Origin of the sequence: Acinetobacter sp. YH1901141, assembly GCF_013416935.1 — a bacterium.
Classification (GTDB): Bacteria; Pseudomonadota; Gammaproteobacteria; order Pseudomonadales; family Moraxellaceae; genus Acinetobacter; species Acinetobacter towneri.
This window is the reverse complement of sequence record NZ_VPEY01000009.1, coordinates 35,727-53,940: the sequence shown is the minus strand read 5'-3', so window position 1 is coordinate 53,940 and position 18,214 is coordinate 35,727. Positions and strand designations below refer to the sequence as shown.

Annotated in this window: 9 protein-coding genes, 1 tRNA gene and 2 pseudogenes; 7 read left to right on the top strand and 5 right to left on the bottom strand. The window is 41.9% G+C overall.

Annotated elements, in window-relative coordinates; translation table 11 throughout:
- Positions 1-140: 140 nt before the first annotated feature.
- The 3 genes from FTV52_RS06935 to pyrC form a co-directional block, all read right to left on the bottom strand.
- A complete protein-coding gene (locus FTV52_RS06935; protein ID WP_004972674.1) occupies positions 141-299 on the bottom strand; it encodes a hypothetical protein in 159 nt (52 codons plus the stop codon).
- Positions 300-514: 215 nt separating this feature from the next.
- Positions 515-1,177: a ribonuclease T gene (gene rnt, locus FTV52_RS06930; protein ID WP_131261730.1), complete on the bottom strand. Its 663-nt coding sequence runs from the start codon at positions 1,175-1,177 to the stop codon at positions 515-517.
- On the bottom strand, positions 1,162-2,196 hold the full coding sequence (pyrC, locus tag FTV52_RS06925) for a dihydroorotase (protein ID WP_004972678.1): 1,035 nt from the start codon (positions 2,194-2,196) through the stop codon (positions 1,162-1,164). Before pyrC ends, rnt begins: the two co-directional genes overlap by 16 nt.
- A 197-nt stretch (positions 2,197-2,393) precedes the next feature.
- Between pyrC and FTV52_RS06920 the strand changes: the two genes are divergently transcribed.
- Entirely contained in the window at positions 2,394-3,653 is a 1,260-nt protein-coding gene (locus FTV52_RS06920) for a GGDEF domain-containing protein (RefSeq protein ID WP_179990334.1), read from the top strand.
- 116 nt (positions 3,654-3,769) lie between these two features.
- On the opposite strand, the gene argG is transcribed toward FTV52_RS06920, so the two are convergent.
- Positions 3,770-5,113: an argininosuccinate synthase gene (gene argG, locus FTV52_RS06915; RefSeq protein WP_004972682.1), complete on the bottom strand. Its 1,344-nt coding sequence runs from the start codon at positions 5,111-5,113 to the stop codon at positions 3,770-3,772.
- A gap of 611 nt (positions 5,114-5,724) precedes the next feature.
- Between argG and FTV52_RS06910 the strand changes: the two genes are divergently transcribed.
- Entirely contained in the window at positions 5,725-7,758 is a 2,034-nt protein-coding gene (locus tag FTV52_RS06910; protein WP_179990332.1) for an NADPH-dependent 2,4-dienoyl-CoA reductase, read from the top strand.
- A 129-nt stretch (positions 7,759-7,887) separates the two neighbouring features.
- A tRNA-Ser gene (locus FTV52_RS06905) sits at positions 7,888-7,977 on the top strand.
- 727 nt (positions 7,978-8,704) lie between these two features.
- Here the strand turns inward: FTV52_RS06905 and FTV52_RS06900 are convergent.
- Positions 8,705-9,358 (bottom strand): annotated as a pseudogene (locus FTV52_RS06900) (IS66-like element ISAba25 family transposase); the annotation flags it as partial.
- 101 nt (positions 9,359-9,459) lie between these two features.
- Here FTV52_RS06900 and FTV52_RS06890 point away from each other — a divergent pair.
- The 4 genes and pseudogenes from FTV52_RS06890 to purL all read left to right on the top strand — a co-directional run.
- A pseudogene (locus FTV52_RS06890) lies at positions 9,460-12,279 on the top strand (ImcF-related family protein); the annotation flags it as partial.
- A gap of 37 nt (positions 12,280-12,316) precedes the next feature.
- Positions 12,317-13,276 carry a type VI secretion system-associated protein TagF gene (tagF, locus tag FTV52_RS06885; RefSeq protein WP_179990330.1) on the top strand — a complete coding sequence of 320 codons (960 nt, stop codon included), beginning with the start codon at positions 12,317-12,319 and terminating at the stop codon, positions 13,274-13,276.
- Between the two features lie 2 nt (positions 13,277-13,278).
- Complete coding sequence (locus tag FTV52_RS06880; protein WP_154320504.1) at positions 13,279-14,046, top strand: OmpA family protein; 768 nt, start codon at positions 13,279-13,281, stop codon at positions 14,044-14,046.
- A 331-nt stretch (positions 14,047-14,377) separates the two neighbouring features.
- Positions 14,378-18,214 (top strand): phosphoribosylformylglycinamidine synthase, encoded by a 3,837-nt coding sequence (gene purL, locus FTV52_RS06875; protein ID WP_179990328.1) that lies wholly within the window; start codon positions 14,378-14,380, stop codon positions 18,212-18,214.

The following is an 18,214-nucleotide window of genomic DNA, read 5'->3' as shown; positions in this document are numbered from 1 at the left end:
TGATGCGTATATTATGAATTTTTAGCGACAGTGTCAAACCTGAATCTAAAAAAACTGCCGCACTATTTGTTATTTGCTTAAAAAATAATACATCTTTAAAAATAAATCAGTGCATGTAAATTTGAATACGGTGCATCATTTTAATGATCAGGGGTTTGATATTGCTTTTCAGTGGTTGTTGTTTGTGTGGCTGCGGGTTGAGTGCTTGGTTTAGGTTGAGCAGGCTCACGATTCACAATATAAAGATACAACGCAGAAGGCGCGAGAATGACCAAAACCAAGACAATTTTTTTCAACATGGCAGAATCAATAACACAAATTGGAATATTGCCATTATAACCAAAGCCAGCTCAAAAGACTGCATGCATAAAAGCTGATTCGCAGTAAAAATCATTTTGATGCTCAGTCTTGTGGTTGAAAAGCACGAATCAAAACCACAACACTAAAAAGAAAACAGGACGACAAACGCAGTCTGTCATCCTGTAAACATCTCAATGTTCGAGTACAAATCGTATTATTGATCTGGGTTGAGTAAGTTCTCTACCATGTGCGGCGCAAGTTTATTTAGAATAAAACAAAACAGCTCTGCAGTTTTTTGCGTATCGTATAAAGCTGAATGAGCTTCTTTGCCATCAAACTCAATACCTGCCTGAATGCATGATTTTGCCAGCACCGTTTGACCAAACATCACCGCACTTAAAGTCACTGTATCAAACACTGAAAAGCTGTGGAATGGGTTTTGGTTTTTCGTGCCTGTGCGGGCAATGGCTGCTTGTACAAAGCCTAAATCGAAATGCGCATTGTGACCGACCAAAATGGCATGGGTACAATTCTGTTGGCGACGCACTTCATTGACTGATTTGAAAATCCGTTTTAATGCGGTTTTTTCATCTTCAGCCATAGCCATACGCATAGGGTTGAAAGGATCAATCCCAATAAAGTCCAACGAACGACGGTCTAAATTTGCCCCTTCAAACGGGTTGATATGCGCATGATACGCTTCACCTGGTACAAATTTGCCATCCGCATCATAAATAATTGGAATGGCAGCAATTTCCAACAAAGCATCGGTTTGGGCATTAAAGCCTGCGGTTTCCACATCAACCACCACAGGCAAAAAACCACGAAAACGTTGCCCCATCACGGGCAAAGTTGTATCTGTCACACTTTTCTCCATTGAATGGTTTTACCCGCATATAACGGAATAATTTGTTCACCATCCAAGTAGTCTAAACTGGTTGGAATGATTTGCTCTTCTTTCACCAAAGTAATGGTGTTGGTATTACGCGGCAAACCATAAAAATCTGCACCAAAGAAGCTTGCAAAGCCTTCTAAGCGGTCAATACGTCCAACTTGATCAAAAGCTTGTGCATAAAGCTCAATTGCCGTAGGCGCACTATAGCAGCCTGCACAGCCACATGCATTTTCTTTGGCATTTTTTGAGTGCGGTGCGCTATCTGTCCCTAAGAAAAATTTAGGATTTCCGCTAGTTGCGACTTCTAATAAGGTTTGTTGATGGGTTTGACGCTTTAAAATAGGCAAACAATAGAAATGCGGTTTTACGCCACCTACTAACATATCATTACGGTTAAATAATAAATGTTGTGGGGTAATGGTTGCTGCGACATTACGGCCTTGTTCTAAAACAAATTGCGCTGCTTCAGAGGTCGTAATGTGTTCAAGCACCAATTTTAAGTTTGGAAATTGTTGTAATAATGGTGAAAGCACTTCATCTAAGAAACGTTTTTCACGGTCAAAAATATCGACATGATTGTGCGTGACTTCGCCGTGCAGTAATAATGGCACTTGTTGTTCTTCAAGTTGCTCAATCACCGCATATACTTTACGAATGTCGCTCACCCCATTGTCTGAATTGGTGGTCGCGCCAGCAGGGTAAAGTTTAATGGCATTCACATGCGCAGAGGCTTTAATTTTCTTGACTTCTTCGGGAGAGGTTTGATCGGTAAAATACAACACCATACGCGGATCAAAATTTACACCTTCAGGGACGTGTGCCATGATGCGTTCACGATACGCTTCCGCTTCTTCTACCGTTTTTACTGGTGGAACAAGGTTAGGCATACAAATTGCGCGTGAAAATTGCTTGGCAAGATCGGGAACAGTACGTTGTAGTGCTAAACCATCACGTAAATGAGCATGCCAGTCATCTGGCTGGATAAGAGTAATCGTATTCAAGGCGCTGCCAGTCTGAAAAATAAAACAGATGATAATCTATAAATGTTAAAATGGTAACGTCGAAAGCCATAAAAAATAGAAATGCCTGAATTAATTGTTTCGACATTGTGTTATTTTTAAACCACTAAAAAAATTATATTCAGGTTGTTACAGTTTTGCTGTGCAACAATCGTGATTAAATGGAATTTAAAGCATCCATGGAATACAAATATAAGTTAGCCAAGCTACAGTACGACAAAGAAAAAAATGAAGAGTTGATTAAACGTCAACGTAAACGTGCGGGGCAGGTTTTTCCGAAACAACTGGAAGTTGAGTTTTGGCAACAGCATCTTGAACAAGCTCGGCACAACATTAACCAATATTTTTGGTCGGGCGTACTCATCTACTTTATTATCACCGTGCTGATGATTACTGGGGATTATTGGATTATTGATCGTAATTTTTTTAAACACGATTTTATCCACTCTTTACTAGGCTTGGTCAATGGCGCGTTTTGCTTACTGACCCTGTTCTTTTTTGCCCATTATAAAATTTTGCGCCCGTATTATGCCTATGCCGCCATGGCTATGATTTTTTGGGCCATTGTGTCGATGACCTGGCTGACCATGACGGTGCATACCGAAGTGTTTAGACACCAAGCCATGATGATCATCAGCATGATTTATATTATGGGTTTTGTACTGACGGGGGTGAAGCCGTTTCACATGCTGCTGACTGGGTTAATGGCGGCTATGGTTGCCATGATTATGCTATTAACCTTGTATATTCCAATTGATGTGATGGTGATGGGGCGGGTGTTGGTTGGCAGTACGGTAGTGGGTTTTTTAATCAGTAAAATGCTGTGTACCCGTGAGCGGATGATTTTTTTGGTCATGCACCAAGCCCGACTTAGTGAAAAAATTAACCGTATTCATGCTGAAGAATTGTTGCATTTAAGTCAGCATGACGCGCTGACTAAAGTATCCAACAGACGTACTTTTGATGAAATGCTGGACAGCTATTTCGAACAGGCACGGCATGATGAAGTGCCATTGTCTTTACTTTTTATCGATGTCGATTTTTTTAAAAAATATAACGATCATTATGGGCATCAAAAGGGAGATGAAGTCATTTCAGCGATTGCCAAATCCATTAAAGACTCAATTCGTCACATGGATTTTGTTGCGCGTTATGGTGGTGAAGAATTTGTGGTGTTATTGCCAGAAACCGATGCGCATGGTGCGTATGCTGTGGCTTCCAATATTTTTAAAGCGGTTGAGCGTTTAGCGATTCCACATAGTCAATCTTTGGTTGACAGTAATGTCACCATCAGTTTGGGCTTTACCGTCTATAAAGGTGAGGCGGACATTTTTAAAAGCGATTTCTTACAACGTGCAGACCAAGCCTTGTACCGTGCGAAACAGTTGGGACGTAATCAAATTTATTACCACACTTTGCAGGTGGAAGAAGTGCTGTAAATTTTTCTATTGCAGCTTTCATTTAGTATGAATTGTTTAGTCCTCATGTTTAAACAAACATAAAAAAGCCGCTCAATTTGAGCGGCTTTCGATTTCACAAAATCATCACCAAGTGATTATTTGTTTTTGTCTTTCAATTGTGGCACTGCAGAACCTGAACCAATCGACAATAAGCCAGAATTGGTATAAAGACCCAATTTAGCGCGTGTATCGGTAATGTCTAGGTTACGCATAGTTAACTGACCAATACGATCCATTGGCGTAAACATTGAATCACCTTTCTCCATAGTTAAACGCTCAGCTTCATAAGTGAGGTTCGGAGATTCAGTGTTCATAATGGTATAGTCATTACCACGACGTAATTCTAAAGTCACTGTACCAGTAATTGCTTTAGCCACCCAACGCTGCGCAGTTTCACGTAACATTAACGCTTGAGAATCGAACCAACGACCTTGATACAATAAACGACCTAAACGTAAACCGTTAATGCGGTATTGTTCAATAGTATCTTCGTTGTGAATACCCGTAACCAAACGCTCATAAGCAATGTGCAATAACGCCATGCCTGGTGCTTCATAAATACCGCGAGATTTTGCTTCAATAATACGGTTTTCGATTTGGTCAGACATCCCCAAACCATGACGACCACCAATACGGTTCGCTTCAAGAATCAACTCAACAGGGTTTTCAAAACGCTGACCGTTTAATGCAACTGGCATACCTTCTTCAAAGGTAACCGACACTTCTTCGGCTTTAACTTCAACGTCATCTTTCCAGAACGCCACGCCCATGATTGGATCAACGATTTTGATGCCAGCATCTAGGTACTCAAGGTCTTTCGCTTCGTGTGTTGCACCTAGCATGTTTGAGTCAGTTGAATAAGCTTTTTCTTTTGACATTTTATAGTCAAAACCATTGTCGATAAGGAATTGTGACATTTCCGCACGACCGCCTAATTCATCAATAAAGGTTTGGTCTAACCACGGCTTATAAATTTTAAGCGCAGGATTAGTCAATAAACCATAACGATAGAAACGCTCAATATCGTTACCTTTATAGGTTGAACCATCACCCCAGATGTTTACGTCATCTTCTTTCATGGCAGTCACTAGCATTGTACCTGTTACTGCACGACCAAGCGGGGTGGTGTTAAAGTAAGGTATACCGCCTGTGCTGATATGGAATGCACCACATTGGATGGCAGCAATACCTTCCAAAGCCAACTGCATACGGCAGTCAACCAAGACTGCTTTTACCGCACCGTATTCTTCGGCTTTCTTTGGAATGGCATCATAGTCATCTTCATCTGGCTGACCCAAGTTTGCGGTATACGCATATGGTTCAGCGCCTTTTTGCTTCATCCACAATAAAGCAGCTGAAGTATCTAGACCACCAGAAAAGGCGATACCGACTTTTTTGCCTACTGGTACATTCTGCAAGATAGTTGCATTATCAGTCATTGCTAGTCCTAACTTTTTTAAAATAGGCACCACATTTGGTGGCCAAGGAGAATTCTAAACTGCAAATTATAGCACTCTTTAAAATGCTTGTTTTCGTTAAAAAAGCGCATTTGATAAAAAAATCAGGTTCAGGCTTAAATTTTCATTTAGAAATGGCAAACTTGGTATAGATGTTGAAGATCAAAACCTGCAATTGGGATGGTGCAGAATAAAATCACTTTTACTTTTGGGCGGTTTTATATCAAGTTTATATCAAGAATAGTTAGGGTCTATTGCCAAGTTTCATAACGCAATCTGAGAAAGTTTTAGCCACATGAGCAAGAACAAAGCACTGCTTTGTTTGCTGCGCAAGGGGACAAGCATATTTTTTGCTGCTATTGCGTTATGAGTCAGTCATTTAGAATGATTAAATTTCCTGCCTCATGCCTTATATCAGCTAAAAAACCTTGCGAGATATATCTCTCACGTCGCAAACATAGAAGAAGTGTCAACAGACCCTATAAATTGACGTTTGCGCCACACAGTCGAACTTTAGAGTCATAAACAGTTTATAAAAATCGGTTAAAGTATTCATGCAACAAGTTGCAAAGCTCATTATATAAGGACTCATCATGACAACTCGCTATGCAAATATTCTAAAACCATTACATTTAGGATTTACCACCATTAAAAACCGTGTCGTGATGGGTTCAATGCACACGGGTTTGGAAGATCGTTTTTATAATTATCCAAAACTGGCTGCTTATTTTGGCGAACGTGCCAAAGGTGGCGTGGGTTTAATTATTACAGGTGGTATTTCACCTAACCGTCAAGGCTGGTTATTGCCTGCGGGCGGTACTATGAATACATTGGGCGATGTTGCACCACATCGATTAGTGACACATGCCGTACATAAGCATGGTGCGAAAATTTTAATGCAAATTCTGCATTCAGGACGCTATGGTTATCAACCATTTGTGGTGTCTGCAAGTCCGATTAAATCTCCAATTTCACCATTTAAACCACGTAAAATGAGTGAAAGACAAATTTTAAATACCATTGAAGATTATGCGAAAACAGCTAGTTTAGCCAAAATGGCAGGCTACGATGGTGTCGAAATTATGGGTTCGGAAGGCTATTTACTGAATCAGTTTTTAAGCCGTCATGTGAATCAGCGTGAAGACCAATGGGGCGGTACGATTGAAAACCGTATGCGTTTTGCTTTAGAAGTAGTCAAAGCCATTCGCGCCGAAGTGGGTGAAAAATTTATTATCTGCTTCCGCTTGTCGATGCTGGATTTAGTCCACGATGGCAATACCATGCACGAAGTGATTACCGTTGCCAAAGCCTTAGAGCATGCGGGTGTGAACTTGCTCAATACAGGGATTGGCTGGCATGAAGCGCGCATTCCAACCATCGTGACTTCTGTGCCACGCGCAGCTTTTGTTGATTACACCGCAGAAGTGAAAAAACACGTTGAGATTCCTGTAATTGCATCCAACCGTATTAATATGCCTGATACTGCAGAAGAAATATTGGCAGCGGGTAAAGCTGATATGATTCAAATGGCACGACCATTGTTGGCAGATGCGTTTTGGGTCAATAAAACTGCGACCAATCGTGTCAATGAAATTAACACCTGTATTGCCTGTAACCAAGCGTGTTTAGATCATACCTTTAAAAATCAGCGTGCGACTTGTTTGGTCAATCCGCGTGCAGCCTATGAAACTGAATTGGTCTATGAAAAAACCAAGCAACCGAAGCGTATTGCAGTTGTCGGTGGTGGTGTTGCGGGAATGTCTGCTGCTACAGTTGCTGCTAGTCGTGGGCACCATGTGACTTTATTTGAAGCCAGCAACGAAGTGGGCGGTCAATTCAACTTGGCAAAAGTCGTGCCGGGCAAAGAAGAATTTCACGAAACCATTCGCTACTTTAAAGTGCAAATTGAAAAAACTGGGGTCGATTTGCGTTTAAATACCAAAGTCAACCGCGAGCAACTCGAACGTGAAGGTTTTGATGAAGTGGTCATTGCAACAGGTGTAGTACCACGTGCTTTAAAAATTGAAGGCAGCGATGCACCGCAAGTATTGTCTTATGCAGAAGTATTACGTGGTGCACCTGTTGGACAAAAAGTCGCTGTGATTGGTGCAGGCGGTATCGGTTTTGATGTGTCGGAGTTTTTACTGAAACCTGAACATCAGCCACAACCGCAGCCTTTGGCAGATTGGCAGCGTGAGTGGGGAGTCGATCCGAATCCTAACTATGTGACTGAAGGTGGTATGCTTGCTCCAGAAGTTCATCCCCCAGTCCGTGAAATTTATTTATTGCAACGTAAGACGACAGCTTTAGGTGCAGGTTTGGGTAAAACTTCAGGATGGGTACATCGTGCACAGTTGAAAAAACATGCGGTGCGTATGCTACGTGGTGTGCAATATAAAGCCATCAGCAATGAAGGCTTGTGGATTGAAATGGCAGGTCAAGACCAATTGTTACGTGTAGATAGCATTGTAGTCTGTGCAGGGCAGGAGTCGGTTAAAGATTTAATGCCTGCGGCAGATGAAAATAATTTGGCTAACTATCATATTATTGGTGGTGCAAAGCTTGCTGCAGAGTTAGATGCAAAACGTGCGATTCGTGAAGGGGCTGAATTGGCTGCTAAACTTTAAAAAGTGAGGTGGCTATGCTGTTGTTTTGATGAACTTTAGCGCTGATTTGGTGAAACAATATTCACTTGAGTGCTTGAGTGGTATTTTTTACTTGTCATCAAATCAAAAGCTTCGTATCATGGCCCACATGGAAGCGTGGCAGAGCGGTTTAATGCACCGGTCTTGAAAACCGACGAGGGCGCGAGTCCTCCGTGAGTTCGAATCTCACCGCTTCCGCCAAATATCAATGACTTAGCCCTGACATATTCAGGGCTTTGTTGTTTCTAGGGTTATGCAACGTAAGCCTGTAGTAAGCAAAAAATATTTAATTTTGAAATACTAATTATCAAATTGCTTGAATTGTTTCTAATATATAAGATGTGCTTATCTTCAGAACAACAATTTAGAAGTTAAGTTATGGACATTTTTGAGTTTGTTAGTAGTTACAAGAATCACCCAGTTTTATTTGTGGGTACTGGTCTAAGTCTTCGATATTTAAATAACTCTTTTAATTGGGAAGGGCTTTTGAAGTATGTAGCTATTGATCTCTATGGCACCGATGAAAAATTTTATGATATGAAGAACAAGGTGCATAAGACCCATGATGGCATACGCGCCAACTTAAGGCTTAAATTGTTGAAATATATTATAATTATCGCTTGAAAAATAAAAAAGGTGGTTGTATTTATTAATGCGCTAACACAAAACACAACTACCGTGGCGTATCATGATTCATTTTCAACAGTTATTACAAGTACTTCCTTCAAATATTGAACAAATGGCGATCAATTGTAATGCTTTTCAACGGGCTAGAAAAATTAAATGTAAGCGTCCGCTGAACCCCATGCCTATTTTTTAATTTGAGTTGGATTTCCAGCGATGTGGCAGTAATTCTTCTATTTGGGTCGCTTTATGCGTCGGCAGCCTTTTCAGTACAGTAAGCATCCGCTGAACCCCATAGCTTTTTTTAATTCGATTCAGGTTTCCAGCGGTGCGGCAGCAATTCTTCAATTTGGGTCACTTTATGTGTCGGCAGCCTTTTCAGCACATCACTTAAATAGGCATACGGATCCAAGCCATTCAGCTTTGCTGACTGGATTAAAGTCATGATATTCGCCGCTCGCTGACCACTGCGCAGCGAACCTGCAAACAGCCAGTTCTTGCGCCCCAACGCCCAGGGACGCATCTGATTCTCTACCCAATTGTTGCATATCGGTAGATTGCCATCATCCAGATAACGGCTTAAGGCTGGCCAACGCTTCAGAGTGTAATTGATGGCCTTGGCGGTGGGAGAACTCGATGGCACCGTCAGATGATGTTGGTTGAGCCATTCATATAGTTGTTGCATCACCGGTTGGCTATGCTGTTGTCGGTATTCGCGGCGGTCTTCCGCTGTACCATCCGTCTTTTTCCTGAGTTCTGCTTCTATGGCATACAGTTTCTGAATCAGCACTAATGCCTGTTCAGCGACCTGACTTTTCCCGGTCACATGCAGTTCATGGAATTTACGACGTGCATGGGCCATGCAGCCCACCTCAATGACCTGGCCTGATTTGAAGCGTGCTTTATAACCACTGTAATCATCACAGACTAGATAGCCCTGCCAGCCTTTCAAGAACTCTGTCAACGGCAATTTAAAACTGACCCCTTTGATCTCGTATTAAGTTTCAACCTGTGGCTGAATCCCTATTCTTTTTTTATCCTTCAAACGATAACTCTCACCCGATGGAATTTAAAACCTTAAAGCCAGCATTAAAAAGTTTTATTGGTACTTTATTTGAAGATAATCCGTATCAATTCCAACCTGTTTTTCGAGGTTTTTATTTTACCAGTGCTTTACAGGAATGCAGCATCGAAAGCCCGATGACAGAAAGTATTGCACAAGAATTTCAACTGCAGCAGCTTGCAAGCCCTTTTCAGGACGAAGAAAAAAGTTCGATTGCCCCAAATCATGGTTATTTTTTACAAGGTTTGTTTTCCAATGTGATTTTGCGTGATCAACATTTGGTGAAACAACATATTAATCCTGCGAAAAAACGTCAGCGATATATGGCGTTTACTGCTGCATTACTTGGTGTTGGATTGTTGCTCAGTGTTTGGGTGTGGTCATATCGTCATAACCAACAACTCATTGCCGATGTTCAGGCAGACTTAGATCAAGTTATACGACTGGAAAAAACTTTTGGACAGGTTTTATCCACACAACTCGAAAGCTTATTAATTTTACAAGCACGTCTGCAACAGTTGGATGGGTTTTCCGAACAACGTCCACTTAAGTTCAGTTTTGGCTTATATCAGGGCAAGAAGTTACGCGAACAGCTCAAAGTTGAATATCTAAAAGGCGTTCAGCAGATTGTATTGTTGCCAACCCAGCAAAATATCGCGCAATACTTACAGCGTGTCCAACAAGATGCGGCAACACTCAAAGCGCATCATATACATGCAAAAACGCAGCAAGTTGCGAAAACTCAACCATATTTAGAGCCTTCCGTGCAAAATCTGCAAGATGCTTATAATGCGTTAAAGGCTTATTTAATGCTGACGAATCCTGAATATCGGGAGAGCAGTCATTTAAGTGATCAGATTTCACGTTTTTGGCGCACTTGGTTGGATGCCCATCGTGGAGAAATGCCACGTACGGACATGATTCAGCAGGCAGAAAAAATCCTGTCTTATGCCATGACACTCGCTCATCAGGACGATTTTCCTGTACTGGAAAGCGATGCACAAATGGTCGATCAAACTCGTCAAGTGCTGTTGTCGGTCATTCAGGGAATGCCTGCACGAGATCGGGTATATAACGAAATAAAAATGCGTGCAGCAGTACGTTTTCCTGCACTTACGGTCAGTCAAATTGTGGGGGAGCAACACAGTCGCATTGTTTTAGGCAGTCATGCTTTGCCTGGTATTTTTACGCAGCAGGCGTGGAATGAATATGTCGAACAAGCCATTGATCAGGTAGCCAATCAGCCAACGGACAGCAAAGATTGGGTGCTCAATAGTCATCAGTCGGATGATCTAACTTTTTCAGGAAGTCCTGAACAAATCCGTAAACAATTGCTGAGCTTGTATCAGCAAGAATATGTGAGTGAATGGAAGAAATTTCTAAATGGCATCCATTATGCAAAAACAGATCAGTTCAATCAGCAAGTGAAACAGCTTGATCTGTTGGGAGAGCCGCAAAACTCGCCAATTCGCAAGTTATTGCAACGTATTGCAGTGGAAACCAATTGGGATAATCCAATTGTGCAAGCTGAACTTGCTGTGCCTGAACAAGGATTTATGGCGTGGTTTAAAGACAAAGTGCTGCGTCAATCTAATGACAAAGCTGCAGCGCAGGCAGCTCTAAAAGCGCAAGGTGCGATTTCTCAAGAATACCAAATGTTTTATCAACTGCTGCGTAAACGTGACGATTTACAGGATCAATCTCTGTTTGATGTGTATATGAACAACCTTGCACAGGTGCGCAGCAAGTTAAATGATCTTCAAACGGCAGGGGAAATTGGACCAAGTGCAATGGCATTGTTCAAACAAACCATCCATGATCAAAACTCGGTCTTTAATACAACGCAAAAATATGTCGATGAAAAAATGATGGTGGGTTTAAAAGAGGCTGACCAACAATTATTACAAAAACTGTTGATGACACCGCTAACTCAATCTTTTGCAAGTTTAATTGTACCGACACAAGATGAAATTAATAAATTATGGCGTATTCAAGCCTATCAACCGTTTGCAACACATTTAGGTCAGAAATATCCATTTCATTCAGGGGGGACTTTACAGGCAACCAGTCAGGAAATGGGACAAATTTTTGGTGAAACAGGAAGTATTGCTGGCTTTGTCAAAGACACTTTAGATCCGTTGTTGATTCGTCGTGGTTATGTCTTAACTTCAAAAACATGGAAAGATTTAGGCTTAAATTTAAATCCTCAGTTTGTGATGGCATTTCCGCAATATGTTGCGCCAATTCATGGTATGGCAACAGGACGTTTAGATCAGCCTGCAACATCTGCTGTTTCAAATCAATCCAATTTCCAATTTTATCCATTACAGCACCCACAATTTTTATCGTATAGCATCGATATTGATGGTCAGCGAATGCAGTTTGAAAATGGAATTCAACAATGGGTCAACTTTGTGTGGCCCAATCCAGGCGCAATTCCCGGCGTGCGTATTCGTGCACTCGATTTAAAAGGTCAGTCGCATACTATTTTTGAAGCACCGGGCGAATATGGCATTAACCGTTTAATTGATGCTGCACAGCGCAAAGAGCAAAACGGTCACTTTGAAATGACTTGGGTCAGTAAAACGGAACCATCTTTATCTTTAAAAGTGAATTTCCGACTCATTAGCGGACATAGCTCGGGCAATATTGGTTCAAGTCGTGGTTATGTGGGGTTGCAGTTGGTCGATCAAGTCACCACGACCAAAGCACTTCTTGTGGTTGCTGCACAAACGACAGCAATGAGTCCCGCACAAACAGCGGCTACGCAGTCTAAAACTACAATGTCTGCACAAGTGGGAGGCGTTCCGCAATGATCAAGAGAAATAACACTTGGCAAAAGGCGTGGTGGGTATGCAAGCAGTAAAAACCGTACCTTTATATTATGGAAAAATACCTGCCCGTGGTGATTTTATAAAGTCTAAAGGGCAATCGGAACTCATTCAGCAGCTCGATCAGTGGATTAGTAATGCAATGGAACATGCCATGCAGAGCGCAGATTTTAAACAGCGTTATGCAACTTTGCCTGCTTTAGATTTTTTGATTGCCCATCCAGCAGAACCAATGTTTTTAGCTGTTAATTTAAAGGCGAGCCAAGATAGCTCGGGGCGGGCATTTCCAATGCTACTGGGTCAGTTGTTTGAGGTCGGAAATCCCAGTCAAAATTTGTTATTTGCGCCATTTTCTTACAAAGCTATTTGGACTGATTTATTGCAACGCAATCAGGTCTTAAGCAATATCTGTGATCCCAATATGTCATTTGAACTGTTGAATCAATTGCCGAATAGGGTTCAACTTTTGAGTGCAGAAGAATACCAAGACTTTTATGAAAAACACAGCACGCATTCATTGGCACAATTAATGAAAATCAGTGTCAATGACTTGGCTCAGAGTATGATTGGGTTGGGACTTTTACTGCAACCCGTCCTCAAAAATGGCACTCGTCGTTTAAACAAAGTGATGATTTTACCGCTGAATCATCCGCGATATTGCTTTGAAATCGCAGCATTTTGGATGGGCATGATCGGGCGGTTTTTAGGCGCGCATCATACTGAAATTTTGCTGGGGATACTACATTTTGAGGCACCCATTTTGATCATTGATTTTCAGGGGGCTGATGTCATGACGCTGCGCGATCTATTTATTCAAAATATGCAGGGTGAACATTGGGTTTCTCTAATTCAAGCCACTTGGATTGATGCTTATTTAGAACAAAATGCAGGTCTTGCAACATTGGAACAATTACTTTGTCAGCGGCAGTTAAATCTTAACCAAGCATTAAAGCTGTTTAGAAAAATTTTTTTAGATGAATAAATATGAAAAATAATCAAAAACGTATTCGCGTAAGTCTACTTATTGGCTTGTGTTTTTTAGTCCAAAGTCATTTGATCTATGCAGCGCCCATTGTTATAGAAGGTGTGGTGCCAAACGAAGCAAGTAAACAAGCCATTTTGGCGAAAATGCAAGCTGTGTATGGTGAATCGCAGGTGTTAGATAAAATTCAAGTCCGTGCAGTTGCTGCACCGAATGGTTGGGATGATTCAGTCACTCGTATGATTACAGCAGAGTTAAAAAAGATTTCTCAAGGGCAGTTACGTGTGAAAGGGACTCAAGTTGATTTGAAAGGAAAAGTGAATGCTGCTCATCAAATTCAAGCCACGACAGCAAATTTTCAGGCTTTGGTACAGCAGCCTTATCGTTTGAACACACAGCTTTCGGGGAGTCAGTATGAACAAAAAATGCTGGATGCTGCGCTCAAAAACAGGATTGTTGAGTTTGAATCGGGCAGTGCAATTTTGACTGACGTAGGGCAAAAAATTCTGGATGAAATGGCTGTGGCATTGAAGCAAGTTGGCACCAAAAAAGTGAAAATTGTTGGACATACAGACAGTTCGGGCGATGCGCATAAAAATATAGTGTTAAGCCAATCACGTGCAGGCGCGGTAAAAAATTATTTGATCGATAAAGGTATTGCGATAACGCATTTAAGCACCGAAGGTCAAGGTTCTAATCAGCCTGTCGCAGACAATACAACGCCACAAGGACGTAAGAAAAATCGACGTATTGAATTTGAGGTGCTTTGATTAGTTGATATTGAGCAAGGCGGAAGTTGAGCGTCATGTCCTGATCTTTAGAGCATCTGTGTGTAAACAGATGGCATAGAAAATAAAAACAGCATCAATCATTCAGTAATTTCCACAGTGAGAGTGCTTTGTGCAATTTAAAGCACGAATCTTGAATACATTGATCTGAAATAGAGGCTTTAAATCAACATTCGGAAGTTTTACTGCCGAAACGCGCCAAGAAAACCATTTTCCATCTAGCTGATTATGGCATTTCACAGTAGAATATGCGCTCTCTTCAAGTCACATTGTGGCATGGTCCAAAAGATCAGCCCGTGGAGCCAAAATCAGCATGTTTATCGTTGCCGGTGCACCTGCACATTCATCTTTTAAGAAAACTCAACTCTTAAACCGTTTAGCGTCAATGAGTTCTGTTCAATCTTTCGATAGCCAATGGGTTTATTTATTTGACCAAGCGCTCGACGAGCAACAACAGCAATCTGCTTTACAGCTTTTAAACGATGGTGCATCTTTTGAATTACGCCAAGCTGCAAGTGATGAAGTTCAAATTTTAGTGACACCACGTGTGGGCACAATTTCTCCTTGGTCATCAAAAGCAACCGATATTTTTGCCAACTGTAATACGCCTGTACACCGCCTAGAACGCGGTGTTTTGTTTACCTTAAAAGGTATTACAGACGTTTCAAACGAAGTAAAACAAGTATTGCATGACCGCATGACCGAAAGTGTGTTTAACCACATTAACGATGCTGCAGCGTTATTTGTTGAAACTGAACCAAAACCTTTAAATAGCATTGATATTTTGGGTGAAGGCAAAGCGGCATTGGTAAAAGCCAACAGTGAGTTTGGTTTTGCCTTGTCTGATGAAGAAATTGATTATTTAACCGAAGCATTTATCAAGTTAGGCCGTAATCCGCATGACATTGAATTGATGATGTTTGCACAAGCCAACTCTGAGCACTGCCGTCACAAAATCTTTGGTTCTGAATGGACAATTGATGGCGAAGTACAGCCATTGTCATTGTTCCAAATGATCAAAAATACTTATAAAGAATCACCAACAGACGTATTGTCGGCTTACAAAGACAACGCTTCGGTGATTGTTGGTTTTGATACGCAGCGTTTCTATCCGAAAAAAGATGCTGCAACAGGTCACTACGTTTATAAATATAAGAGCCAAGCTGCCCACATTCTTATGAAAGTGGAAACACACAACCACCCAACTGCAATTGCACCATTTGCAGGTGCTGCGACAGGTTCGGGTGGTGAAATCCGTGATGAAGGCGCGACAGGTCGTGGTGGTAAACCAAAAGCAGGTTTAACAGGCTTTACAGTATCGAATTTAAATATTCCTGGTTTTGAACAGCCTTGGGAAGAAAACTATGGCAAGCCTTCACGTATGGCATCGCCATTACAAATTATGATTGAAGGCCCATTGGGCGGTGCAGCGTTTAACAACGAATTTGGTCGTCCTGCGTTAAATGGTTACTTCCGTACTTTCGAGCAAAACGTGAATGGTGAAGTAAAAGGCTTCCATAAACCAATCATGATTGCAGGTGGTTACGGCAACATTCGTCCAGACCATGTCGAAAAAGACCCAATTCAGCCAGGCGATTTATTAATCGTTTTAGGCGGCCCTGCGATGTTGATCGGTTTAGGCGGTGGCGCTGCATCTTCTGTAGATAGCGGAACCATGGGTGAAAATCTTGACTTCGCTTCAGTACAACGTGAAAACCCAGAAATGGAACGCCGTTGCCAAGAAGTGATTGATACATGCTGGCGTTTGGAAGATGCTAACCCAATCGTATCAGTGCATGACGTGGGTGCAGGTGGTATTTCGAACGCAATGCCTGAGTTGGTGAATGATCACGAACTAGGTGCTGTACTTGATTTGCGTAAGATTCCATCTTTAGAACCAGGCATGTCACCAATGGAAATTTGGTCAAACGAAGCGCAAGAGCGTTATGTATTGGCCATCCGTCCAAGTTCTTTAGAATTATTTGAATCAATCTGTGCGCGTGAGCGTTGTCCGTTTGCAGTATTGGGTGAAGCGACAGAAGCGCGTCATTTAACGGTTGAAGATCCACTGTTCAATAACAAAGCTGTAGATATGCCAATGCAGGTCTTGTTAGGTGGTACGCCACGCATGAGCCGTTCTTATGAAAGCATTGAGCGTCAAGGTGATGATTTTGATGCAGCTCAAGTTACTGATCTGAAAGATGCGATTTACCGTGTCATCAAGAATCCAACTGTTGCTTCTAAATCATTCCTAATCACGATTGGTGACCGTTCAATTACAGGTATGGTTGCACGTGATCAGTTGGTTGGCCCATGGCAGGTGCCTGTTGCAGATGCAGCAGTAACCACTACCAGCTTGCAAGGCTTTACAGGTGAAGCAATGGCGATGGGTGAACGTCCACCTGTAGCTTTATTAAACCCTGCAGCATCTGCGCGTTTGGCAGTGGCAGAATCTATTTCCAATATCATGTCAGCCAAAATTGACCAGATCAGCGACATTAAGTTATCTGCAAACTGGATGGCAGCAGCAGGTCAAAAAGGCGAAGACCAAGCTTTGTTTGAAGGTGTAAAAGCCATTGGTATGGAAATGTGTCCTGCGCTAGGAATTGCAATTCCAGTAGGTAAAGACTCATTGTCTATGCGTACCACTTGGAATGACGAAGGTGTTGATAAATCTGTAACTTCACCAATGTCAGGTGTAATTACTGCATTTGCACCAGTGACCGATGCACGTAAAACACTAACCCCTGAATTGAAAAATACCGATTCAGTATTGGTACGTATTGACTTGTCTAAAGGTCAGTTCCGTTTAGGCGGTTCAATTTTAGCGCAAGTGTATAAAGCTATTGGTTCAGTAACACCAGATGTCGATAACTTTGACGAATTCAAAGCATTCTTTGCTTTGGTACAAGACTGGAATAACCGTGGCTTGATTCAAGCTTATCACGACATTGGTGATGGTGGTTTATTGGCAACTGTAACAGAAATGATGTTCGCTTCACGTTTAGGTGTGGCGTTAGAAGATCAATCTGTTGCGGCATTGTTTGCTGAAGAAATTGGTGCAGTACTACAAATCTCTAAAGCAGACTGGGCTAACTTAGCTGCTGAAGTTGCTGCATCTACTTTGAAAGATGCGATTTCGGTAGTCGGTACAGTTAATAGCACAGACCAACTTGCTGTAAATGGCTTGGTGCTTGAACGTGCTGATTTGCAAGCGGCTTGGAGTGAAGTATCACACCAAATCCAGCGTTTACGTGACAACTCAGAAACTGCTGATCAAGAATTTGCTTTGATCACAGACAAAAACCACAAAGGCTTAATTGCTCAACCGACATTTGACTTAAATGAGCCAGTTGAAGCGCCATACATCAACACACGTCGTCCTAACATGGTGATTTTACGTGAACAAGGCGTAAACGGTCATGTAGAAATGGCGGCAGCATTTGACAAAGTCGGCTTTAACACCGTTGACGTACACATGAGTGACTTGCTTGCAGGGCGTGTCGATTTAGACGACTTTGAAGGCTTAGTGGCGTGTGGTGGTTTCTCTTACGGTGACGTATTAGGTGCTGGCGGTGGCTGGGCGAAGTCAGTCTTGTTCAACCCGAAATTACGCGACCAGTTTGAGAAATTCTTTAACCGTCAAGAAACGTTCTCACTGGGTATCTGTAACGGTTGTCAAATGTTGTCACAATTAGCACCACTCATTCCAGGTGCAGAAGCGTGGCCACGTTTCCATCGCAATACTTCAGAAGTGTTTGAAGCGCGTAGCGTTAACGTCCGTGTGGAAAAATCAAATTCTGTATTATTGCAAGATATGGAAGGCTCGATTTTACCAATCGCAGTAGCACATGGTGAAGGTCGCGTCGTTGCACCAGAAGCTAATTTGGCAGCCTTGAACGCAGGCAACCAAGTGATTTTACGTTATGTCGATAGCCACGGAAATGCGACTCAACATTATCCAATGAACCCGAATGGTTCGCCAGAAGGTATTTCAGGCGTAACTTCAAAAGATGGTCGAGCAACAATTATGATGCCGCACCCTGAACGTAATTTCCGTGCGCTTCAACATTCTTGGAAACCTGAAGAATGGACTGAAGATGGTGCATGGTTACGTATGTTCCGCAATGCGCGTAAATTTATTGGTTAA

What these genes read in the sequence shown, in the direction of transcription:
- tagF (WP_179990330.1), top strand. Translation starts at nt 12,317, where the DNA reads ATGCAAGCAGTAAAAACCGTACCTTTATATTATGGAAAAATACCTGCC.
- FTV52_RS06910 (WP_179990332.1), top strand. Translation starts at nt 5,725, where the DNA reads ATGACAACTCGCTATGCAAATATTCTAAAACCATTACATTTAGGATTT.
- FTV52_RS06880 (WP_154320504.1), top strand. Translation starts at nt 13,279, where the DNA reads ATGAAAAATAATCAAAAACGTATTCGCGTAAGTCTACTTATTGGCTTG.
- rnt (WP_131261730.1), bottom strand. Translation starts at nt 1,177, where the DNA reads ATGGAGAAAAGTGTGACAGATACAACTTTGCCCGTGATGGGGCAACGT.
- argG (WP_004972682.1), bottom strand. Translation starts at nt 5,113, where the DNA reads ATGACTGATAATGCAACTATCTTGCAGAATGTACCAGTAGGCAAAAAA.
- FTV52_RS06935 (WP_004972674.1), bottom strand. Translation starts at nt 299, where the DNA reads ATGTTGAAAAAAATTGTCTTGGTTTTGGTCATTCTCGCGCCTTCTGCG.
- purL (WP_179990328.1), top strand. Translation starts at nt 14,378, where the DNA reads ATGTTTATCGTTGCCGGTGCACCTGCACATTCATCTTTTAAGAAAACT.
- FTV52_RS06920 (WP_179990334.1), top strand. Translation starts at nt 2,394, where the DNA reads ATGGAATACAAATATAAGTTAGCCAAGCTACAGTACGACAAAGAAAAA.